At 64.8% G+C, this 21566-nt stretch carries 18 protein-coding genes; 10 read left to right on the top strand and 8 right to left on the bottom strand.

Features of this window, described 5'->3' with window-relative positions:
- Positions 1 to 2: 2 nt before the first annotated feature.
- Both rodA and AC56LW_RS21875 read left to right on the top strand, forming a co-directional pair.
- Positions 3 to 1121, top strand: coding sequence for a rod shape-determining protein RodA (rodA, locus tag AC56LW_RS21880; RefSeq protein WP_499637578.1), 1119 nt, complete (start codon positions 3 to 5; stop codon positions 1119 to 1121).
- 18 nt (positions 1122 to 1139) lie between these two features.
- Entirely contained in the window at positions 1140 to 2168 is a 1029-nt protein-coding gene (locus AC56LW_RS21875; RefSeq protein ID WP_499637575.1) for a septal ring lytic transglycosylase RlpA family protein, read from the top strand.
- Positions 2169 to 2195: 27 nt separating this feature from the next.
- Here AC56LW_RS21875 and AC56LW_RS21870 read toward each other — a convergent pair whose 3' ends face one another.
- From AC56LW_RS21870 to argS, 7 genes are all read right to left on the bottom strand, one after another.
- On the bottom strand, positions 2196 to 2972 hold the full coding sequence (locus AC56LW_RS21870) for a PEP-CTERM sorting domain-containing protein (protein ID WP_499637572.1): 777 nt from the start codon (positions 2970 to 2972) through the stop codon (positions 2196 to 2198).
- 205 nt (positions 2973 to 3177) lie between these two features.
- Positions 3178 to 3915, bottom strand: coding sequence for an SPOR domain-containing protein (locus tag AC56LW_RS21865; RefSeq protein ID WP_499637569.1), 738 nt, complete (start codon positions 3913 to 3915; stop codon positions 3178 to 3180).
- Positions 3909 to 4646: a type III pantothenate kinase gene (locus AC56LW_RS21860; protein ID WP_499637566.1), complete on the bottom strand. Its 738-nt coding sequence runs from the start codon at positions 4644 to 4646 to the stop codon at positions 3909 to 3911. The genes AC56LW_RS21865 and AC56LW_RS21860 overlap by 7 nt, the downstream gene beginning before the upstream one ends.
- Positions 4643 to 5407, bottom strand: coding sequence for a biotin--[acetyl-CoA-carboxylase] ligase (locus AC56LW_RS21855; protein WP_332532542.1), 765 nt, complete (start codon positions 5405 to 5407; stop codon positions 4643 to 4645). The genes AC56LW_RS21860 and AC56LW_RS21855 overlap by 4 nt, the downstream gene beginning before the upstream one ends.
- Complete coding sequence (locus tag AC56LW_RS21850; protein ID WP_499637563.1) at positions 5404 to 6189, bottom strand: SDR family oxidoreductase; 786 nt, start codon at positions 6187 to 6189, stop codon at positions 5404 to 5406. Before AC56LW_RS21850 ends, AC56LW_RS21855 begins: the two co-directional genes overlap by 4 nt.
- Before the next feature lie 6 nt (positions 6190 to 6195).
- Positions 6196 to 6876: an SPOR domain-containing protein gene (locus AC56LW_RS21845; RefSeq protein ID WP_499637560.1), complete on the bottom strand. Its 681-nt coding sequence runs from the start codon at positions 6874 to 6876 to the stop codon at positions 6196 to 6198.
- Between the two features lie 33 nt (positions 6877 to 6909).
- Positions 6910 to 8622 (bottom strand): arginine--tRNA ligase, encoded by a 1713-nt coding sequence (gene argS, locus AC56LW_RS21840; RefSeq protein WP_499637557.1) that lies wholly within the window; start codon positions 8620 to 8622, stop codon positions 6910 to 6912.
- Between the two features lie 209 nt (positions 8623 to 8831).
- Here argS and rsmB point away from each other — a divergent pair, with 209 nt between their 5' ends.
- The 8 genes from rsmB to AC56LW_RS21800 all read left to right on the top strand — a co-directional run bounded on the left by rsmB (position 8832) and on the right by AC56LW_RS21800 (position 17385).
- Positions 8832 to 10421, top strand: a complete 1590-nt coding sequence (gene rsmB / locus AC56LW_RS21835) for a 16S rRNA (cytosine(967)-C(5))-methyltransferase RsmB (RefSeq protein WP_499637554.1) — start codon at positions 8832 to 8834, stop codon at positions 10419 to 10421.
- 43 nt (positions 10422 to 10464) lie between these two features.
- Entirely contained in the window at positions 10465 to 11040 is a 576-nt protein-coding gene (locus AC56LW_RS21830) for a DUF4390 domain-containing protein (RefSeq protein ID WP_332532547.1), read from the top strand.
- On the top strand, positions 11030 to 13345 hold the full coding sequence (locus tag AC56LW_RS21825; protein WP_499637551.1) for a sensor histidine kinase: 2316 nt from the start codon (positions 11030 to 11032) through the stop codon (positions 13343 to 13345). The genes AC56LW_RS21830 and AC56LW_RS21825 overlap by 11 nt, the downstream gene beginning before the upstream one ends.
- Positions 13346 to 13541: 196 nt before the next feature.
- A complete protein-coding gene (locus AC56LW_RS21820; protein ID WP_332532548.1) occupies positions 13542 to 14312 on the top strand; it encodes a response regulator in 771 nt (256 codons plus the stop codon).
- Positions 14312 to 14761: a GTPase gene (locus AC56LW_RS21815; RefSeq protein WP_499637548.1), complete on the top strand. Its 450-nt coding sequence runs from the start codon at positions 14312 to 14314 to the stop codon at positions 14759 to 14761. Before AC56LW_RS21820 ends, AC56LW_RS21815 begins: the two co-directional genes overlap by 1 nt.
- Positions 14762 to 14883: 122 nt before the next feature.
- Positions 14884 to 15141: a BTH_I0359 family protein gene (locus AC56LW_RS21810; protein ID WP_183556710.1), complete on the top strand. Its 258-nt coding sequence runs from the start codon at positions 14884 to 14886 to the stop codon at positions 15139 to 15141.
- Positions 15142 to 15221: 80 nt separating this feature from the next.
- Positions 15222 to 16010, top strand: a complete 789-nt coding sequence (locus AC56LW_RS21805) for a class II glutamine amidotransferase (RefSeq protein WP_499637545.1) — start codon at positions 15222 to 15224, stop codon at positions 16008 to 16010.
- A 97-nt stretch (positions 16011 to 16107) separates the two neighbouring features.
- Positions 16108 to 17385 carry an EAL and HDOD domain-containing protein gene (locus tag AC56LW_RS21800; RefSeq protein WP_332532551.1) on the top strand — a complete coding sequence of 426 codons (1278 nt, stop codon included), beginning with the start codon at positions 16108 to 16110 and terminating at the stop codon, positions 17383 to 17385.
- Positions 17386 to 17640: 255 nt separating this feature from the next.
- Here the strand turns inward: AC56LW_RS21800 and metH are convergent, their stop codons facing one another.
- Complete coding sequence (gene metH, locus AC56LW_RS21795) at positions 17641 to 21411, bottom strand: methionine synthase (protein ID WP_499637542.1); 3771 nt, start codon at positions 21409 to 21411, stop codon at positions 17641 to 17643.
- Positions 21412 to 21566 lie beyond the last annotated feature (155 nt).

Raw genomic sequence — 21566 nt, 5'->3', positions numbered from 1 at the left:
CCATGGCCCATATCCCAGAACGGCGTTCGCTGCGGCGGCGCCTGCGCCCCTATTTCACGGTGTTCGACTTGCCGCTGACGCTGATCCTGGCGGTCCTGGTCACGATCAGCATGATCACCATGTCGTCGGCCGGCGCTGACTTCCCGGACCGGGTCGAGCACCAGATCCGTAACTTCCTGCTGTCGTTTGCCGTGATGTGGATCGCCGCGAACATCGCGCCGCAAACGCTGATGCGTCTGGCCGTGCCGATCTATACCATCGGCGTGGCGCTGCTGCTTGCAGTGGCCATGTTTGGCCTGATCAAGAAGGGCGCGCGGCGCTGGCTGCACATCGGCGTGATCGACATCCAGCCGTCCGAGATCATGAAGATCGGCGTGCCCCTGATGCTGGCCTGGTATTTCCAGACCCGGGCGCAGGTCGCGAGCTGGAAGAATTACCTGGTCGCCGGGGCGCTCCTGATGATCCCGGTGGCGTTCATCATGAAGCAGCCCGACCTGGGCACGTCGCTGCTGGTGGCATCGTCGGGCCTGTACGTGATCTTCCTGGCCGGCCTGTCGTGGAAGGCCATCGCCGCCGTGTCGGTACTGGGGCTGGCCGGCCTGCCGGTGGGCTGGTCGATGATGCACGACTACCAGCGCGAGCGGGTGATGACGCTGATCGATCCCACTTCCGACCCGCTGGGCAAGGGCTTCCACATCATCCAGTCGATCATTGCGATCGGCTCCGGTGGCGTGAGCGGCAAAGGCTATATGAAGGGCACGCAGGGTTACCTGGAATTCGTGCCCGAGCGGACCACCGACTTCGTGTTCTCGGTGTATTCGGAAGAATTCGGCCTGATCGGCAACCTGTTCCTGCTGTTCGTGTACCTGCTCCTGATCGGGCGCGGCCTGATGATCGCGGCTAATGCAGCCAATACCTTCGGGCGCCTGCTGGCCGGGTCGATCTCGATGATTTTCTTTACCTATGCCTTTGTCAACATGGGCATGGTGGCGGGCATCCTGCCCGTGGTCGGGGTGCCGCTGCCCTTCATGAGCTATGGCGGCACTGCCTTTATCACACTCGGCCTTGGCGCCGGCATATTGATGAGTATTCAAAGACACCGTAAACTGGTGAAGACTTAACTAGCAGGAGGACTGCCAATGGGCGTTCGCAAAAACATCCCGGCGGTCGTAGCGGTTGCCTTTCTTGTCACGGCGTGCAGCAGTACCGGTGAACACAAGCGCTTGTCGCCATTCCCGTGGCCGCACAAGCCCACCGCCAAGCACGGCCCCGCGCCCAAGCTGCCGCCCGCCAATTCAGGGCGGGGCGGCTACTACAAGGACGACGGCCCGGGCGAGAATCCGCCCGACGGCCTGCTCGAGACGCCCGACGCGGTCGTCGTGGCCGAACCGTTCAACAAGTTCACCAGCCGTCCCTACACGGTGCTGGGCAAGACCTACACGCCACTGGGCAACGATGAACGGTTGACCCAGCGCGGCATCAGCACCTGGTATGGCAAGAAATTCCATGGCCAGCGCACGGCCTCCGGTGAGCTCTACGACATGTACAAGATGACGGGGGCGCACCCGACGCTGCCGATTCCGTCGTACGTGCGCGTGACCAGCCTGGAAAGCGGCCAGTCGGTGGTCGTGCGCATCAACGATCGCGGCCCGTTCCATTCCACGCGCATCATCGATGTGTCGTACACGGCCGCGCTGAAACTGGGCCTGCTCGGTAACGGTAGCCACGAGGTCGAGATCGAGCGCCTGTTCCCCGGCGACCCGATCGTCAATCCCGCGCAGATTGCCGCCGCGCGGCGTGAAGCGACATCGCAGGCGCAATCGGCGCCGCCCGACATCGCCGCGCTGATGCTCGAAGACCGGGTGCAGTCGGACAGCGGCGCCGTCGTGCGCCTGGTGGAGCCGGCAACACCGGCGGCGGCGGCGGCGCGCGCCGCTACTGGCGAGTATTACATCCAGCTTGGCGCGTATGGCCGCACTGGTACCGCCGAGGCGATCAGCGGCCAGATCACCCGCGCCGGCGTGGACGTGGGCAGGCTCGAAGTGGTGAAGGTGGGGGCATTCAATCGCCTGTACGGCGGGCCGTATCCGACGCGTGCCGAGGCGGTCGAGGCGATGGACGCACTACCGGCTTCGTTGGGGTTGAAGCCGATCGTCGTGCGGCGCTGACGTCTCGCCGCCTCTTTGCGAACTGTCTTATGCAGCCGCGCGCTTGCTGCGGCGACGCACGGCGCCCAGACCGGCCAGACCGGCGAGCGCCAGCAGGATGCTCGATGGCTCCGGCACTTCAGCGGCTGCCACGACTTCCGTGTAATCCAGCAGCAGCTGCGAGTTGGTCAGAATCAGGTCGCCCGCGACTTTCAGGTTCAGCGTCAACTGGTCGCTGCGCAGCAGTTCGTCGATGATCGACTGGTTCGAGATAATGCCGCTGATCGTGAAAGCGCCGGTGTAGTCGCGGGTGATGGTCGTGGTGTCGGTCCAGCTCTTCGTATAAAAGGCGTAGCAGTGGTGGTAGAAGCAACCCTTGCCTTCATACTTGGCATGAAGTGGGCTGGACGTGGTCTTGCTCGATTCGGTCAGTGCAGTGCTGCCCGTGCCGAGAACGACGTCGCCGATCGACAGCGCAGCGCTTTCCTGCTGGCTCGTGCGTTCTACCGTCGCGTATTTTGTCAGATAACGTGCAAAGCTCACCGCGGTATGGGGCCGCCAGCCCGTCATGCTGCTGCCGGTAGAGACCGGAGCCGACGTCGTGAACATATCGTTTCCATCATCACGGAACGAGAACGAGTACGCCAGGCTGTTGACTGTGTAGTCGGTCGGCAGGAACGATTTGCCACTGAACACGGCGCTGTAGTTGTTATTTGCCAGGTCGCTCGACGCGAACGCGCCGGTCATGGCGATTGGGGTAGCCAATGCTGCAGCGGAGATGGTGCACAGGGTGGTCAGCAAAGCGGTGGTGATCAGTTTTTTCATGGCAAGTTCGAAGTTTTAATTTAAGAAACAATAATTTTTATATAGCAATCATCATGCCAGCAAGGCAACTCATTGATTATAAACAATCTTATTTTCTTAAAGAAACTTAGTGTAAAGAAATTCGACACTTTTTAGTGTCTGCGCAACACGGATGGACGAAAAAAAGCGCACCCGCAGGTGCGCCATCGATGGGCGGCAGTACGATTCAGCTACAGCGAGTGAGGGTAACGCCGTTGTAGTTGTCGGCAATGCCAGTCAAGCGGTCGCGCTCGGCAGCATCGATCTGGCGATACTGGTAGCCGGCGCGCGTCACTTGCGGTCCGCGCGGCAAGATGCGCACGCCGCGCACGCCCTGGCGCTGCAGGTCGGCCACGAGCTTTTGCGCCGCACCGTCCGACTTGAACACACCGAGCGAAATCGCATAGCGTAGTGGCGACGTGTCGTTTTGCATGATGAAGAAGTTGGTCACCCCGCGTTCCTTCAACTCGGCGACGCGGCGCTGGGCGCCTTCGCGGCCGCCGTTCGGTGGCAGATAGACGAGACGGCTCGTCACTTCCTGGAACGGTATCTCGATGCGCGACTGGCGCGGCGCCAGGCCAAGCCGTGCGACACGGGCCTCGAAGCGGCGCGCATCGGCCGTGCTGAACGGGCCGGCCTGCACGCAGGCGACCAGATCCCGCGCAACTGGCACTAGTGCTGGCGCGGGCGCGGGCGCTGGCTCGGGCAGGGGCGCGGCCACCTCGGCTTGCGGCGCCGATGCGGCGCTCGCCGCCGCCTGCCTGGCTTGCGTTGGCGTGAGCTGCTGCATGCGTTCGGGCGAGAGTTGATTCTTCAGGCGCGCCGGCTCGCGCGCCGCATCGGCCGGCTGCCCAAGCAGGCCCTGGCCATACGCCAGCAATACCCCATTGGCGCCCAGCAGCGCCCAGAACACGAATTTCAGCACTGCATATCTCCCGTCGAGCCGGCGGCTGCTGCATGCAGGCCGACCAGTACGATGTTATCGACCACCTGGTGCCCAACCTTGAGGGCCGGCGCGATATGGGGTGCGGCGCCGCCCGAGATGATGCAAATGGCGCCACCCAGTCCGGCCACCGCGCGCTCGATCGCGCCCGCCTGCGCCGAGAGCAGGCCGGACAGGATCGCATCATGCGTGTTGTCGCCAAACAGCGGCGGCAGTGCGCCGGCATCGACCTGCGGCAGTTGCGCCGTGTTGCGCGCCAGGCTCGCGGCCATCAAGGCCAGGCCGGGCAGGATCATGCCGCCGATGAAGTGGCCGTCGGCGCGTACCGCGTCGACCGTGGTTGCGGTGCCGCAGGTGGCTACGATCAGGTTTTGGCCGGGCACCAGTGCGCGCGCGCCGATGGCGGCGGCAAAGCGATCGCACCCGAGCCGCGCCGGCTCGCGGTAGCCGTTGGTGACGCCTGCGCGCTGCGGCGTGGACGCGAACCACTCGACCTGCGCATGCGCCGGCAGCAGGGCGGCGATGCGTGCGGCCAGCGCGGGACCCGCCACGTTCGAGACCAGCACGCGCGTGACGCCGGCCCAGTCGGACGCCAATGCATCCAGCCCGGCATGCGTTACTGCACCAGTGCCCGACCAGGCGCCAGGCGCCGCGCCGGCGTCTGCCAGCGCCCACTTGACGCGGGTATTGCCGGCATCGATCAGCAGCATCATGCTTTTACCCGCAGCGAGACGTCGCCGGCCATCACAGTGATGCGGCCTTCGGCCGTATCGAGCAGCAAGCGCCCGCTATCGTCGACACCGGCCGCGCGGCCTTCATGCAGCACGACACCGCCATCAAGCAGAACGACGGTCTCGCCCTGCCACGCATGGCGCAGGTTCCAGCGCGCGCTGAAGGCGGCAAACCCGCGTGCGGTAAATTCGCGCAGGCAGTCGGCCAGGCCATCCAGGAGCGCCGCCATCAACGCGTCACGGTCCATGCGCGCCAGCCATGGCATGCCGGCCGCGCTGCGGCCCAGCTGCGCTTCCATTGTGTCGGGCATCAACAGGTTCAGGCCAATGCCGATCACGCACCAGGTGCCGCCGCCAGGGGCGGACTGGGTTTCGATCAGGATGCCGGCCAATTTGTCGCCATCCTTGAGGACATCGTTCGGCCACTTCAGCTGTACCTGCTGGCCCAGCGTGCCAAGCGTGTCGGCCAGCGCCACGCCCACCGCCAGCGGCAGGCCAAGCAGTGCCTGTGGCCCGCCGTCGAAGCGCCAGGCCAGCGAAAACGTCAGCGAGCCTTCGGGCGACGACAGCCAGCTGCGCCCGGCGCGCCCGCGGCCGGCGCTTTGGTGTTCGGCCACCAGCAGCAGCGGGGCGGCGAGTGTGCCGGCGCGCGCGAGCAGGTCGGCGTTGGTCGACCCGGTCTGCGCCACGACTTCAACGGCGACGCCTGCGCGTGACAGGGCGGCAATGGCGGCGGCGTTCATGGTTGCTCCCGGCGCGGCTTGGTCGGCGCGCGCGCAAAGAGACGATCAAAGAGGGCGTTGGGCATCAGGCGCAGCAGCTTGGCGACGACGCCCATCTGCCACGGCAGCACGCGGTAACTGTCACCGCGTGCGATTGCAGCGACAGCCCGCGTGGCAAAGCGTTCGGGGGGCATCAAAAAGGGCATGGGAAAGCGGTTGGCGCGGGTCATGGGGGTATCGATGTAGCCGGGCGCGATGGTCACCACGCGAATGTTCGACGGGCGCAGTTCGACGCGCAGCGCTTCACAATAGCTGTGCAGCGCGGCCTTGCTGGCGCAGTAGGCGCCGGCGCCGCGCATGCCGCGAATGCCGGCCACGCTGCCGATGCCGACCAGGCGGCATGGGCTTGACTGGGTTTTCATGGGGGCGATGAACGGCGCGAACGTCGCCACCGTGGCATTCACATTGGTGGCGAAGACGGCGTCGAACACGGCCAGGTCGTCGGCCTGTTCGGTCAGTGTGCCCTGCGAGATGCCGGCGCAGGCGATGACGATGTCGGCGCCGCCGTTTACGGCGATGAAATCCTGCGCTGCAGCGGCGAGGGCCGCGCGATCGAGCACGTCGACTGCATATACCTGGTGGCGCGATGAATCAAGGAGCGATTGACGCAGTTGGTCGAGCGCGTCGCGCCGCCGGCCGAGCAGGCCCAACGTCGCGCCGCGCGCGGCATATTCGCGCGCCAGCGCGGCGCCGATGCCGCTCGAGGCGCCGGTGATGAAGACGCGCTTCGCCGGCAGCGACATGCCGGATCAGCGCTGGTTGCGCACGATGGCGACGTCGATGCCGCTGTCGAGCAGTTTGGCGCGTGCGCGGTTGACGGCTTCGACCTGCGTGAACGGGCCAACGCGCACACGGTGCAGCACGCCGCTGTCGGTCGTGCGGTCGGTGATCGCGGCCTCGAAGCCCAGCAGGGCCAGCTTGGCGCGGGTGTTTTCAGCGTCCGACATTTCGCGGAATGCACCCGCTTGCAGGTAATAGATGTAGCCGTCGGTGACGGCGGCTGCCGCCGGCGCTGCGGCGACCGTGTTGACGGGTGCCTGCGATGGCGCCGGCGTCGGCGCGCGGCGCGGCGCCTGCATGCCGGCGATCGCGGCGCCCAGTGGATCGGCGTCTGCGGGCGCTGCAGCTGGCGCGGCAGGTGCGGCCGGCACTGACGGTGCGGCAGCTGGTGCACTTGGCGCCGGCTTGGGCGTCTCGCGCACCGGTGTGCGGGTGCCGTACAGCGGCTTGTTCGGATCGTTGGCCTGGCTCGGCTCGAGGTCGGCCGGGCGCCCCATCTTGTTGGAGCGGTCAGTGAAGGGCGATGCGCCCTTGGTGATCACGAGTGCGACCGCCACTGCGATGCCCAACCCGATGATCAGGCCGATGATGATGCCCGTCAGGGTGCTGCCGCGCTGGCGGAGGGGCGAGAAGGATCGAATGGCGGTCATGACGCTTTCTGGTTGGGCAGTGGGATGCAGTGATTACATTTTGTCCGGCGCCGACACGCCGATCAGCGCGAGGCCGTTGCGCAGCACCTGGCGCGTGGCCGCGGCCAGCGCGAGGCGGGCCAGCTTGAGCGGCTCGTCGTCGTCCAGCAGCCACTTGTGCGCGAAGTAGTAGCTGTGCAGGTCGCCGGCCAGTTCGCGCAGGTAGAACGCGACCTGGTGCGGGCCCAGTTCGGCCAAGGCGCGCTCGAGCACTTCAGGGTACGACGCCAGCTTGGCCAGCAGTTCGAATTCCTTCGGCGAAGTGAGCGGCGACAGGTCGACGCCGGCGAGCGAAGCGACATCGCCGCCCCAGTTGGCCAGCGCCGAACAGATGCGCGCATGGGCGTACTGGACGTAGTACACCGGGTTCTCGTCGCTCGTTTCGAGCGCGACGTTCACGTCGAACACGAACTCGGTGTCAGCCTTGCGCGAGATGAGGAAGAAGCGCACGGCGTCGCGGCCACGCGTGACGTCACCTGCGCCCGACCAGTCGATCAGGTCGCGCACGGTGACGTACGAACCGGCGCGCTTGGAAATCTTGACCTCTTCGCCGTCCTTCATCACGGTGACCATCTTGTGCAGCACGTAGTCGGGATAGCCTTGCGGGATGCCGATGTCCACGGCCTGCAGGCCGGCGCGCACGCGCGCGATCGTGCCGTGGTGGTCACTGCCCTGGATATTGATCGCCTGGTCGAAGCCGCGGCGGAATTTCTGGATGTGGTACGCGACGTCCGGCACGAAGTACGTATAAGTGCCGTCGGACTTGCGCATCACGCGGTCCTTGTCGTCGCCGTAGTCGGTGGTCTTGAGCCACAGCGCGCCGCCGTCTTCATAGGTCTTGCCCGAGTCGACCAGCGTCTTGACGGCGGTGTCGACCTTGCCGTCGGCGTACAGCGACGACTCGAGGTAGTAGTTGTCGAACTTGACGCCAAAGGCCTGCAGATCCTGGTCCTGCTCATTGCGCAGGTAGGTGACGGCGAAGCGGCGGATCGATTCGAGATCGTTCACGTCGCCGCTGGCGGTGGCCGGTTCGCCATCGCTGGCCGAGACGGTTTTTTTGGCCAGGAAGTCGGCGGCGATTTCGGCGATGTAGTCGCCGTTGTAGGCGGATTCGGGCCATTCGGCGTCGCCGGGCTTGAAGCCGCGCGCGCGCGCCTGCACCGAGTTGGCCAGCGTGGCGATCTGCACGCCCGCGTCGTTGTAATAGAACTCGCGCGTGACGTCATGGCCCTGCGACAGGAACAGCGAGGCCATCGCGTCGCCCAGCGCGGCCTGGCGGCCGTGGCCGACGTGCAGCGGGCCGGTCGGGTTGGCCGAGACGAATTCGATGATCACGTGGTGACCGGCGCCGCTGGCGCCGCTGCCGAATGCCGCGCCCTGTTCGAGCACGCTGCGTGCGACCGATTGCTTGGCGCTGGCGGCCACGCGCAGGTTGATGAAGCCGGGGCCGGCGATGTCGGCCGCGTCGATCAGCCCCTGCGCGCCAGGTTCGGCCAGCAGTGCGGCGACCAGGCGCGTGGCCAGTTCGCGCGGGTTGGTCTTGAGTGGCTTGGCCAGCTGCATCGCGATATTGCAGGCGATGTCGCCATGCGATGGATCGCGCGGCCGTTCGAGCACCACGTTCGGGGTGAGATCGGTACCGGCGACGATCGGCGCGAGGGCGGCCTGGAACAGGGCAACGATTTGTTGTTTTTGTTGGGCGAGCATGGGAATGGTCGAAAATGTAATGAGGCGGCGCCTGGAGGTCAGGCAAACAGTGCACATTATACTAGCTTGACGGGCCGCTTTGGCGGGCTGCGGCGCCAGTGGCCAGTGTGGCACCCACCATCAGGATAACCACATCGGCCACTATATTAAGCGTCTTCAAAGGCATAACCGTTACAATGGGAGCCCATTTTCGCAACATTTTATTCGCCATGACTGACAAGCGTCCAACGCTCTCCCTGAAACCCAAGGCCAAGCCGGCGTCCGACCGGCGCGGCGCCGGCGCAGCAGGCCGCAAGCCGGCCCAGGCCGCCGAGCGCGCGCAACCACGCGCACAGGGACAAGGGCAGGGCAGTCAGGCGCAAGGCGAACGCGCACCGGCCCAGCCGGCATCGGCGTCCGGCTATCAGTTGAAGCACCATGTCGTGCGCGCGCCGCGTGAAGAGCCGCGCCTGCGCGCCAGTCATGAAGTGAAGGTGGCGCCGCAGCGCGACTACAAGCCCGACCTGAAATCCGACTCGCTGGCGCTGGCGCTGCTGGGCGCAGCCAGCGCCGTCGCCCGCGTGCAGGGCGGCATGGCGCTGCCGCAGGCGCTGTCGATCGTGTTCGGCGCCTACGACGTCACGCCGCAAACGCGCGGCGCGATCCAGGACATCGCCTACCGCACGATGCGCCAGCTGGGCCGCAGCGAAACGCTGCTGGGCCTGATGACGAGCAAGGCGCCCGAGCCGCCGATGCTGGGCGCTCTGCTGTGCGCGGCGCTGTCGCTGCTCGACCCGCCCGAGGGCACCCCGGCGCCGTACGAAGCGTTCACCGTGGTCGACCAGGCCGTCACTGGCGCGGCGGCGCATCCCGATTTTGCGCATGCCAAGGCGATGGTCAATGCGGTGCTGCGCCGCTTCCTGCGCGAGCGTGAATCGCTCGTCGACGAAGCGCTGCGCACGCCGCTGGCGCGCTGGAATTATCCGCAGTGGTGGATCGACACGGCGCGCGCCGCCTACCCGCGTGACTGGGAAGCCGTGCTTGCTGCCGGCAACGCGCATCCGCCACTGACGCTGCGCGTGAACCGCCGCCGGCAGGATGTCGCGGCCTACCTGCAGTCGCTGCAGGATGCGGGCCTGGACGCCGAGCAGGTGGGCCCGTACGCGGTGCGCCTGGCGCAGGCGATCAATGTGAGTCAGATTCCCGGCTTTGCCGAAGGCGTGGTGTCGGTGCAGGATGCCGGGGCCCAGCTGGCCGCGCCGCTGCTCGACCTGCAGGACGGCATGCGCGTGCTCGACGCGTGCGCAGCCCCTGGCGGCAAGAGCGGCCATATCCTCGAGACGGCGGATGTCGAACTCACGGCCGTCGACACCGATGCGCTGCGCCTCGGTCGCGTGGGCGACAACCTCGGCCGCCTGGGCCTGGCCGCGCAGCTCGTCACGGCTGATGCCGGCGCAATGGACTGGTGGGATGGCCGTCAATTCGACCGCATCCTGGCCGACGTGCCGTGCACGGCGTCGGGCATCGTGCGCCGTCACCCGGATATCCGCTGGTTGCGCCGCAAGTCGGATACATCCCAACTTGCAACACTTTCCGCCAAAATACTCGACAACCTTTGGCAGATGCTGCTGCCGAATGGTAAATTGCTATTCGTGACATGTTCGCTCTGGCCCCAGGAATCGGAGGCGCAGGCGGCTGCCTTCGCGGCCCGCCACGACGCGGTCCGCCTCGATGCGCCGGGCCAACTGCTGCCCGTCGGTGGCGCCGGACAGGATCATGACGGTTTGTTCTACGCCCTGTTCCAGAAGAAAGCGGCGTGAAGTTCTTTTCACTACGCGCATTATTTAAGGCCCCGGCTCCCCCGTGACGTTACGATTTTTCCGCCTTCTCGCCTGTCAGTTGCTGCTGGCGATCGCGTGCGTTGCCATGGGCACGCCGGCGCAGGCGGCCGACGACATCGAAATCACCCGCGCAACCATCGAAGCAAGCGACGATGGCTACCGCCTCAACACGGCCTACAACTTCGAGCTGAATCACGGCCTGAAGGACGCGATCCAGCATGGGGTCCAGCTGCACTTCACGACCGAGATCGAACTCACGCGCCCGCGCTGGTACTGGCGCGACGAAAAGGCCGTCTCATTAAAACGCACCATCCGCATTTCGTACGACGTGCTCACGCGCCAGTATTACGTGGTCGTGGTGGGCTCGTTCCAGGAGCGCTTCCAGACCTTTGAAGACGCGATGTTCATGATCCGGCGCCCGACGCGCTGGCTGATCGCGCCCAAGGGCGCGCTCAAGACCGGCGAAGTCTATGAAGTTTCGCTGCGCATGTTCATGGACCGCGAGTACCTGCAAAAGCCGTTGCAGGTCAATGCCTTCAACGACTCGGACTGGCGCCTGACCTCCAGCCGCAAGACGTTCACCTACCGTGCGGAGTGAAGTGATCAGCGGTGGGGTGCGCTACGCGCTGATCGTTGGCGGCGCCATCGTCTCGATCCTGCTGTTCCTGCTGGCTGGCGCATCCGACAATTCCGGCTTCTTCGGCCGCTACTACAGCTGGCTCCTGGGTCTGACCGCTGCGATGGCGTTCCTGCTTCTGATCGTCGTGGTCGTGGCGCTGGGGCGCCTGTATTCCCGCTACAAGGCCGGCAAGTTCGGCTCGCGCCTGATGGCCCGGCTGGTGCTGCTGTTTGCCGGCATCGGCATCCTGCCTGGTCTCGTGATCTTCATCGTGTCGGTGCAGTTCGTGTCGCACTCGATTGACTCGTGGTTCGACGTCAAGATCGAATCGGCCATCGAATCGGGCCTGAACCTGGGCCGCGCCGCGCTCGACGAATCGCTGTCCGAACTGGGCGCCACCGCGCAGACCGCTGCCGCCACGCTGGCAGGGCAGAGCGACATGACCGCGCAACCCGTGCTGGCGCGCCTGCTGCATGACACCAGCGGTCTGCAAAGCGTGATGCTGGTCGACGCCAACGGCGCCGTGCTGTCGGCTGCTACCGAAGACCGCGGCGCCAATCTGGCGGCCGACGCACCCAATGAACGCATGCTGCGCAGCGCCGGGATGCCGGGCGGGTATGCCCAGGCCGAGGGCGGTGTCGGCCCAGCCGATGCGGGCGACGAGGCCACAGACGGCGCCTCGAATGCGCTTGACGCCGTGACCGGCCTGCGTCTGCGCGTGGTGATGGCCGTGCCCGAACCGCCCGGCGTGCAGCAGCGCTACCTGCAACTGCTGCAGGCAGTCCCGGTCGGCCTGGCGTCGAACGCCGAGGTGCTGCGCTCGGCCTCCACCGAATACCGGCTGCGCCTCGAAGCGCGCACGGGCCTGCGCAAGATGTACATCGTGACCCTGACCCTGACGCTGCTGCTGGCGATCTTCGGGGCGATCGGCAGTGCCTTCCTCATCGCCGGCAATCTGGCGCAGCCACTGCTGGTGCTGGCCGAAGGCACGCAGGCGGTGGCCGAGGGCGACCTGTCGCCGCGCCCGATCGTCGAGACCAACGATGAACTGGGCACCTTGACCAGATCCTTCAATGCGATGACGGGCCAGCTGTTCGAGGCCAGGAGCGCCGTGGAGCGCAACCGCGCCGCGCTGCAAAGCGCCAAGGCTCACCTGGAATCGGTGCTGGCAAACATGTCGGCCGGCGTGATCGTGCTCGATGCCGAAGGCGTGGTGGTCAATTCGAACGACGCGGCGTACCGCATCCTGCAGGTGGAGCCGGGCGCGATGGCCGGGCCGCTGAACCGCATCCCCGGCCTTGAGCATTTTTCGAACACGGTCACGCGCTCGTTCTCGGCGCAAAGCGCCCACGTGGCGGCCGAGCGCCGCAAGCGCGCGCACTGGCAGCAGCAGATCGAGATCCCGCGCGACGCCCAGCGCAAGACCGGCGCGGCCGACGAACAGGAGCACGACATCGTGCTGCTGGCGCGCGGCTCGCGCCTGCCGGTGGGCGCCGACAGCGGCTTCATCGTCGTGTTCGACGATATCTCGGACGTGATCACGGCCCAGCGCTCGGTGGCCTGGGGCGAGGTGGCGCGCCGCCTGGCGCACGAAATCAAGAACCCGCTCACGCCGATCCAGCTGGCGGCCGAGCGCATGCAGATGAAGCTGGCCGAACACCTGCCGCAAGCGCAGGCCGACCTGCTCCAGCGTGGCACGACCACGATCGTCAACCAGGTCGATGCAATGAAGCGCATGGTCGACGACTTCCGCGACTATGCACGCACGCCGCCGGCGATGCTCGACCAGCTCGACCTGAATGGACTGATCGCCGAAATCCTCAGCCTGTACCTGGCCGACGACGGCAGCGACATCATTCATGCGAACCTCGCGCCGGACCTGCCGCGCGTGATGGGCGACGCGACCCAGCTGCGTCAGGTGATTCACAACCTGGTCCAGAACGCGCAGGATGCGCTGGTCGAGCGCGGGCCGGACGCACCGGCGCCACGCGTGGACATCACGACCGAGGCGATCCAGTACACGGGCGCCGGCGGCCTGGCCGGCACTGCGGTGCGCCTGGCGATCGTCGACAACGGGCCCGGTTTCGCGCCCCGCATCCTGGCGCGCGCGTTCGAGCCATACGTGACGACCAAGGCGCGCGGCACGGGGCTTGGCCTTCCGATGGTCAAGAAAATCATCGATGAACACGGTGGCCGGATCGATGTCGGAAACCGCAGCGATGGAACTGGCGCAGCAGTGTCGATTTTACTGTTAAAGTTAGCTCCCGAAGCAAGCTTGGCTTAAGGACAACTGAACAAGCGGCTGCGTGTTGCCCTGCCAATCGCACCGCGCGGCAGTACACTGCGCCGCGTTTGTCAGTACAGTGCGTTTTTCCGGCCGATCGTGGCTCCGCTCGTAATGGTTTTTCGAACTCCCCTTCAGTGCAAAAAACTTATAAAATTGCACACACGTCGGGTAGAAGATCAGGAAGGTAGAAGAGATGGCGAACATACTGGTAGTTGACGATGAAATGGGAATCCGGGAGCTGCTCTCCGAGATTCTCGGTGACGAAGGTCATGCCATCACCCTGGCCGAAAACGCGCAGCAAGCGCGTGAGGCGCGCGCGGCCGGCGCCCCGGATCTCGTGCTGCTCGATATCTGGATGCCTGACACCGATGGCGTCACGCTGCTCAAGGAATGGCAGCGCGACGGCCTGTTGACCATGCCGGTCATCATGATGTCGGGTCACGCGACCATCGACACCGCAGTCGAAGCGACGCGCATCGGTGCGCTGAACTTCCTCGAGAAACCGATCGCACTGCAAAAGCTGCTCAAGGCCGTGCAGCAGGGCCTGAGCCGCGCGCAGGAAGTCGCGCGTGCGCCGATGGCGCCACCGCGGCCGATCGCACCGAGCGTGCCGAGCATGGCGCTTGACGGCGGTGGCGCGGCATCCGCATCGACCTCGCCATCGGCGCCGATGTTCGCGTCGGCCAATACGCAGCCGGGCGCCGGCGCGGCCCTTGGCAACGGCGCGCGCATGGTGCATGCGATGTCGCAGGGCGAGGGCACCGGCTACACGCTGTCGTTCGACCTGCCGCTGCGCGAAGCACGCGATGCGTTCGAGCGCATGTACTTCGAGCACCACCTGGGCCGTGAAGGCGGCAGCATGACGCGCGTGGCCGAAAAGACGGGCCTGGAGCGCACCCACTTGTACCGCAAGCTCAAGCAGCTGGGCGTCGAGCCGGGCAAGCTGGCCAAGAAAGGGGGCTGATGGCCCGCGCGGCCACCAGTCTCGTTACCGGTTCGACGGCGGCGGCGCGCGAAGCGGCTATTGCGGCGCTGTTGGCCACGCCATTCGATGCAGCGTTTTCATCTCCTGCGTCCGTCAGCAGCCTCGCTGCTGGCGGAGCGACCTCTCCCGCAAGCCGCCTGCCGGTGCCCGCCATCCCGTTCGACGCCGTCATCCTCGAAGGCCTGGGCGTGGCGGCCACGCCGCTCGAAACCGGTCCCGGCCTGCACGTCAAGCGCATCGCCCCGGGCTGCCTGTGCTGCGACGGCAATCTGGTTTTGCGTGTAACATTGAATCGTCTGCTGCGCCAACGCCCTCGGCGCCTGTTCATCGGTCTGGCGAGCAGCGAACACCTTGATCAGTTGCGATCGTGGCTTGCAGCACCGCCATACGATCAGCTGTTGGCCTTGGAACCGACCGTGCACGCCTGAGTTTTACGGGGGCGCTCACTTGAAATCCAGCTGGCCAGCCCCACCTCTTTATCGAAGTGAACAGCCTGCCATTCGCCGCCATCCGGCAGGTTGGCACCAACTTTCTGATCGAAGGAGTCAACATGAACATGATCTATAACAGTGAACAGTACAGCGTCGTCGAATTCGGCGTCGACCGTGAACTCGAAGCACTGCGCTTTGGTGGCTTCGAGATCGTCGACAAGGCCGGCCGGCGCGAAGCGTTCATCGGCGGCCGACTCGCGCAATCGTTCCGACGCGATGTCAACAACCTGATCGCCAGCGAACCGACGATGGAAGAAATCGACGAGTTCCTGGGCGAGTACGATACCTTGATGAGCCAACCGGTGGTGCTGCATTAAGCCGGTGTCGAAGTACCTGCCGCGCCATTGCCAGCCAAGGTGATGGCGCTCTCATTTCAGTAGCTTACGAAGCTGTACCCATGTGCCAGTTACTCGGAATGAACTGCAATGTCCCCACTGACATTGTCTTTTCTTTTACCGGCTTCGCCCATCGCGGCGGCCGCACCGATACCCACCATGATGGCTGGGGGATCGCGTTCTTCGAAGGGACGGGCGTACGCCACTTCGTCGATCACCAGGCAGCGATTGCTTCGCCAATCGCCGAGCTGATCAAGCGTTACCCGATCAAGTCCACCAACGTCATTGCCCATATCCGCAAGGCCACCGTCGGCCAGGTGGCGCTGGAAAACTGTCATCCGTTCGTGCGTGAATTGTGGGGTCGCTATTGGGTGTTTGCCCACAATGGCGACCTCAAGGCATTCGCGCCTGTGCTCGATGGCGCGTTCCGGCCAGTCGGCACGACCGACAGCGAGCTCGCCTTCTGCTTCCTGCTGCAAAGCCTGCGCCGCGAGTTCGGCGATACGGCGCCCACGCGCGCGGCGCTCGCTGGCGCACTCGAACGCATCATTCCCGGCATCGCCGCCCATGGCACCTTCAACATGATGCTGTCCGATGGGACGGCGCTGTACACGCATTGCTCCACCAAGCTATGCTACGTTGTGCGCAAGCACCCGTTCGTGACGGCCTGCCTGTCGGACGAAGACCTGTCGGTCGACTTTTCGCAGGTGACGACGCCCGATGACCGGGTCGCGATCATCGTGACTGAACCGCTGACGACGAACGAGGCATGGACCCATTTCGCGCCGGGTGAACTCAAGGTGTTCGTCGATGGCTTGCCGCAGGATGTAGCGACCATGTCAGCGGGTTGATCGTTCCCCAACATTCTCACAAAAAATTTATGCTAGGAAACCCAACTGCCATTGGGATGCGGTAAAGTAGATCGGTTGCCGCGATATTGAGAATGATATGACCGATACAGCCCGCCTCGACGAGGCATCCCAGCCACTGCGCATGCGCAATTTCTTCTTAGCGCGCCAGCCGGTGCTGGACCGTAACCAGGCACTGTATGGCTACGAATTGCTGTTCCGCGGCAGTGCCCAGGGGCCGGCGGAGTTCGAGTCCGGGTTGTCGGCCAGCGCCAGCGTCATCCACCATGCGTCCCAGCTCGGCCTGCCACGTGCGATTGGCGATGCGACGGCGTTCATCAATGTCGACAAGGACGCGTTGATGAGCGATATGTTTGCGTTCATGCCGCGAGAGCGCACGGTGCTGGACATCGTCAGCTCGGTCGAGCCCGATGTCGACGTCATCGAGCGCATGACGCATCTGGCGTCGCACGGCTTTCGCTTTGCTGCCGAAGCGTCGGCCCATGGCCCGGCGCTGTCGCGTTTCTTGCCGGTGATCGACTTCGTCAAGATGGACCTGCGCGCGCTGCCGCTCGTGACGATGCTGTCGCTCGCACCGCGCCTGCGCAACACCGGCAAGCGGCTGGTGGCGGCGAAGGTCGAGAACCTCACTGAATACCGGACTTGCCTGGACGTCGGCTTCGACTATTTCCAAGGCTATTACTTTGCCAAGCCCTCGGTGATCGCAGGGCGCAAGCTGTCGCCGTCACAGACGACGGTGCTCGACCTGATGAACCTGATCACGTCGGACGCCGACAATGCCGAGATCGAGCAGGTGGTCAAACGTGAAGTGACGATCGGCCTGAACCTGCTGCGCCTGGTGAACACGCCGGCAGTGGGGGCAGGGCGCCGCATCGAATCGATCAGCCAGGCCTTGAACCTGCTGGGTCGGCGCCAGTTGCAGCGCTGGCTGCAGATCCTGCTGTTTGCCGAGCCCGACGTGCGCGGCCACAGCCAGAGTCCGCTCCTGATGCTGGCCACGACCCGCGCGCGCCTGATGGAGCTGCTGGCCCAACGCATGCGCCCGGCGCAGCGCAACGTCGCCGACATCGCATTCACGGTCGGCATGATGTCGCTGATGGACACGCTGTTCTGCATTCCAATGCGCGACATCGTCGAACAGATTCCCGTGATCGACGAAGTGCGCACCGCGCTCCTGAACCGCACGGGCTTCTTTGGCGAGCTGCTCAAGCTGGCTGAATCGATCGAGCGCATGGACGACGAGCAGGACGACATGCTCGCAGGCCTGAAGTCACTGGCCTTCGACGGCGACGACCTGGCCGAGCTCGAAGTAGCCGCATTCGAGTGGAGCGACAAGGTCGTACGCTACGCGATCTGACCCCGCCAGCGAATTCACCCAAACGGGCCGTCAGGATAACCTGCCGGCCCGTTTCGCATTCCCGCCACAGAAAGCAATTACCCAACAATGAGGGTCAGAGTCGAATTGTTTGACAACTTTTCCTATCCGCAAGGCGCCGAATGGCAGAGCCCGTTATTGGCGAGAGCAACTGCTCAATAATTCGACTCTGACCCTCATTAAAAAGCGTGATTTTCGGAAAAATTACTGATTAATTCTACTCTGACCCTAATTGGGTCAGGAGAGGTTGGGGGCCAGGTGGCGTTCGACTTCTTGTTTGTCCATGTTGCGGCGGGTGGCCATGTCGTCGACCTGGTCGTTGCCGATTTTGCCGACGACGAAGTACTTCGAGTCGGGGTGGGCCAGGTAGAAGCCGGAGACGGCGGCGCCGGGGTACATGGCGTAGGACTCGGTCAGTTGCATGCCGATTTCTTCGGCTTGCAGCGTGGCGAACATGTCGGCCTTGACCGTGTGCTCCGGGCAGGCCGGGTAGCCGGGGGCGGGGCGGATGCCGAGGTATTTTTCGGCGATCAGCGCTTCGTTGCTCAGGTCTTCGCCGACGGCGTAACCCCACAGGTCGGTGCGCACGCGTTCGTGCAGGTATTCGGCGAACGCTTCGGCCAGGCGGTCGGCCAGCGACTTGAGCATGATCGACGAGTAGTCGTCGTGCGCCGCTTCGAAACGCTGCTCGTGCTTTTCGATGCCCAGGCCGGCCGTCACGGCGAACATGCCGATGTAGTCGGCAATGCCGCTGTCTTTCGGCGCGATGAAGTCGGCGATGCACTGGTTCGGGCGCTGCTCGCCATTCACCATGGGTTTCACGCCCTGCTGGCGCAGGCCGTACCAGGTCAGCGCCACTTGGGAGCGCGATTCGTCCGTGTAGATTTCGATGTCGTCGTCATGCACCGTGTTCGCCGGCAGCAGCGCGATGACGCCGTTGGCCGACAGCCAGCGGCCTTCGATGATCCGCTTGAGCATCGCCTGGCCTTCGGCAAACACCTTGCTTGCTGCGTCACCCACCACCGGGTCGGTCAGGATGGCGGGGAACGGGCCGGCCAGGTCCCAGGTCTGGAAGAACGGACCCCAGTCGATGTAACGCGCGATCATGCCCAGGTCGACGTTCTTGAAGATGCGCCGGCCAATGAACTTCGGCTTCACTGGCGCGAAATCAAGGCGCGCCTTGTTGGCACGGGCCTGCTCGAGCGTGAGCATCGGCAGCGCCTTCTTGCTGGCGTGCTGGATGCGGATGCGTTCGTAGTCCTGGGCCAGTTCGATGATGTAGGCGTCACGCGTGTCGTCCGTGACCAGCGACTGGCCGACCGACACCGAGCGCGATGCATCCGGCACGTACACCACCGGGCCGTCGTAGAACGGCGCGATCTTCACGGCCGTGTGCGCTCGGCTGGTGGTTGCGCCGCCGATCAGGAGCGGCATCTTGCGGTCGCGGAAGTACGGATCGCGCTGCATTTCGCGCGCCACGTGCGCCATCTCCTCTAACGATGGTGTGATCAGGCCCGACAGGCCCACCATGTCCGCGTTTTCTTCTTTGGCACGCGCGAGGATGTCAGCGCACGGCACCATCACGCCCATGTTGACGATCTCGAAGTTATTGCACTGCATGACGACCGAGACGATGTTCTTGCCGATGTCGTGCACGTCGCCCTTGACGGTGGCGATCACCATCTTGCCCTTCGGCTTGGAGACGATGCCAGTGCGCGCTTCTTCAAGCGCCTTTTCTTCTTCGATGAACGGCACCAGGTGCGCCACGGCCTGCTTCATCACGCGCGCCGACTTGACCACCTGCGGCAGGAACATCTTGCCCTGGCCGAACAGGTCGCCGACGATGTTCATGCCATCCATCAGCGGGCCTTCGATCACGTGGATCGGGCGGCCGTTCGCGGCCAGCACCTGCTGGCGCATTTCCTCGGTGTCCTCGACGATCCACTGCGTGATGCCATGCACCAGCGCGTGCGCCAGGCGCTTCTCCACCGTCGCTTCACGCCACTCGAGATTCTGTTCCTGCTTGTTGCCGCCGGCCTTCAGGGTGCCAGCGATCTCGATCATGCGCTCGGTGGCGTCCTTGCGGCGATTGAGCACGACGTCCTCGACGCGCTCGCGCAGTTCGGGCGCCAGGTTGTCGTAGACGCCGACCATGCCGGCGTTGACGATGCCCATCGTCAGGCCCGCCTTGATCGCGTGGTACAGGAACACGGTGTGGATCGCTTCGCGCGCCGGATCGTTGCCGCGGAAGCTGAATGACACGTTCGACACGCCGCCCGAGATCTTCGCGTAGGGCAGGTTGTCGCGGATCCACTGGCACGCCTGAATGAAGTCGTTCGCGTAGTTGTCGTGTTCTTCGATGCCGGTCGCGATCGCGAAAATGTTTGGATCGAAGATGATGTCTTCGGGCGGGAAGCCCACCTGCTCGGTCAGCACTTTATAGGCGCGCGCGCAGATCTCGGTCTTGCGCGCGAACGTGTCGGCCTGGCCCTGCTCGTCGAACGCCATCACGATCACGGCCGCGCCGTAGCGGCGGCACAGAACTGCCTGGCGAATGAATTCTTCTTCGCCTTCCTTCATCGAGATCGAGTTGACGATCGCCTTGCCCTGCACGCACTTCAGGCCCGCCTCGATCACCGACCACTTCGACGAGTCGATCATCACCGGCACGCGCGAGATATCGGGTTCCGATGCGATCAGGTTCAAAAAGCGCGTCATGGCCGCCTGCGAGTCGAGCATCGCTTCGTCCATATTGATGTCGATGACCTGGGCGCCGTTCTCGACCTGCTGGCGCGCGACCGACAGCGCCTCGTCGAACTGCTCGTTGAGGATCATGCGCGCAAACGCTTTCGAGCCCGTCACATTGGTGCGCTCGCCGACGTTGACGAACAGCGACGACTCGTCGATCGTGAACGGCTCCAGACCCGACAGGCGCATCGCCACCGGGATTTCGGGAATCACGCGTGGCGCGTGCTGCTCGAGGATGGTCGCGATCGCGTTGATGTGCTCCGGCGTCGTGCCGCAGCAGCCACCGGCGATATTGATGAAGCCCGCGTCGGCGAATTCGCGCAGCAACGCCGACGTGTCTGCTGGCAGCTCGTCAAAGCCCGTGTCGCTCATCGGGTTGGGCAGGCCGGCATTCGGATAGATGCAGACGAACGTGTCCGCGATGTTCGACAGCTCTTGCGCGTACGGGCGCATCAGCGCGGCGCCCAGTGCGCAATTGAGGCCAATCGTCAGCGGCTTGGCATGGCGCACCGAATTCCAGAACGCCGGCACGGTCTGGCCCGACAGGATGCGGCCCGAGGCATCGGTCACGGTGCCCGAGATCATCAGCGGCAGGCGCGGCACGTCCGGGTGTTCGTCGAAGTACAGGTCGATGGCAAACAGCGCCGCCTTGCAGTTGAGCGTGTCGAAGATCGTCTCGACCAGCAGCACGTCGGCGCCACCGTCGACCAGGCCGCGCACCTGCTCATGGTACGACGCGACCAGCTGGTCGAACGTCACGTTGCGCGCCGCCGGGTCGTTCACGTCGGGCGAAATCGACGCGGTCTTGGGCGTCGGGCCGAGCGCGCCGGCGACAAAGCGCGGCTTGTCCGGCGTCGAGTACTTGTCGCAGGCGGCGCGCGCCAGTTTGGCGGCCTGCACGTTCATCTCGTAGGCCAGGTGGGCCATGTGATAGTCGTCCTGCGCCACGCCGGTGGCCCCGAACGTGTTTGTCTCGAGCAGGTCGGCGCCGGCGGCCAGATAGCGCTCGTGGATTTCCTGGATGATCTGCGGCTGCGTCAGCGTCAGCAGCTCGTTGTTACCCTTGACGAACAGTTCGCGCGCACCGCTGCCTTCGGGCGCGGCAAAGGTCGCAAACCGCTCGCCGCGGTACGCCGCTTCATCGAGCTTGTACTGCTGGATGATCGTGCCCATCGCGCCATCCAGGATCATGATACGGCGCGCGAGGATGTCACGCAGCTGGGTTTCGATCGGCGAGATGGCGTTGGAGCGGGCGTTCATGGTGAGGTCTTTCGAGGAGGGCGGCTTGAAGATATTGCCTGTTGGGCGGTCTACGATTATACGTCAAGCCGTTGATATCGCTGAAAGTCGGACCCATGTATGTATCCTTTTGTATGTAACATGGCATGTGTTACATGGCGTTACAATTCGCGACT

It is taken from the genome of Telluria sp. LT2P80, assembly GCF_059685955.1.
This window is presented reverse-complemented; position numbering and strand designations above follow the sequence as displayed.

What these genes read in the sequence shown, in the direction of transcription:
- AC56LW_RS21800 (WP_332532551.1), top strand. Translation starts at nt 16,108, where the DNA reads ATGACCGATACAGCCCGCCTCGACGAGGCATCCCAGCCACTGCGCATG.
- AC56LW_RS21860 (WP_499637566.1), bottom strand. Translation starts at nt 4,646, where the DNA reads ATGATGCTGCTGATCGATGCCGGCAATACCCGCGTCAAGTGGGCGCTG.
- AC56LW_RS21875 (WP_499637575.1), top strand. Translation starts at nt 1,140, where the DNA reads ATGGGCGTTCGCAAAAACATCCCGGCGGTCGTAGCGGTTGCCTTTCTT.
- AC56LW_RS21845 (WP_499637560.1), bottom strand. Translation starts at nt 6,876, where the DNA reads ATGACCGCCATTCGATCCTTCTCGCCCCTCCGCCAGCGCGGCAGCACC.
- AC56LW_RS21815 (WP_499637548.1), top strand. Translation starts at nt 14,312, where the DNA reads ATGGCCCGCGCGGCCACCAGTCTCGTTACCGGTTCGACGGCGGCGGCG.
- metH (WP_499637542.1), bottom strand. Translation starts at nt 21,411, where the DNA reads ATGAACGCCCGCTCCAACGCCATCTCGCCGATCGAAACCCAGCTGCGT.
- argS (WP_499637557.1), bottom strand. Translation starts at nt 8,622, where the DNA reads ATGCTCGCCCAACAAAAACAACAAATCGTTGCCCTGTTCCAGGCCGCC.
- AC56LW_RS21855 (WP_332532542.1), bottom strand. Translation starts at nt 5,407, where the DNA reads ATGAACGCCGCCGCCATTGCCGCCCTGTCACGCGCAGGCGTCGCCGTT.
- AC56LW_RS21805 (WP_499637545.1), top strand. Translation starts at nt 15,222, where the DNA reads ATGTGCCAGTTACTCGGAATGAACTGCAATGTCCCCACTGACATTGTC.
- AC56LW_RS21850 (WP_499637563.1), bottom strand. Translation starts at nt 6,189, where the DNA reads ATGTCGCTGCCGGCGAAGCGCGTCTTCATCACCGGCGCCTCGAGCGGC.
- AC56LW_RS21870 (WP_499637572.1), bottom strand. Translation starts at nt 2,972, where the DNA reads ATGAAAAAACTGATCACCACCGCTTTGCTGACCACCCTGTGCACCATC.
- rsmB (WP_499637554.1), top strand. Translation starts at nt 8,832, where the DNA reads ATGACTGACAAGCGTCCAACGCTCTCCCTGAAACCCAAGGCCAAGCCG.
- rodA (WP_499637578.1), top strand. Translation starts at nt 3, where the DNA reads ATGGCCCATATCCCAGAACGGCGTTCGCTGCGGCGGCGCCTGCGCCCC.
- AC56LW_RS21810 (WP_183556710.1), top strand. Translation starts at nt 14,884, where the DNA reads ATGAACATGATCTATAACAGTGAACAGTACAGCGTCGTCGAATTCGGC.
- AC56LW_RS21820 (WP_332532548.1), top strand. Translation starts at nt 13,542, where the DNA reads ATGGCGAACATACTGGTAGTTGACGATGAAATGGGAATCCGGGAGCTG.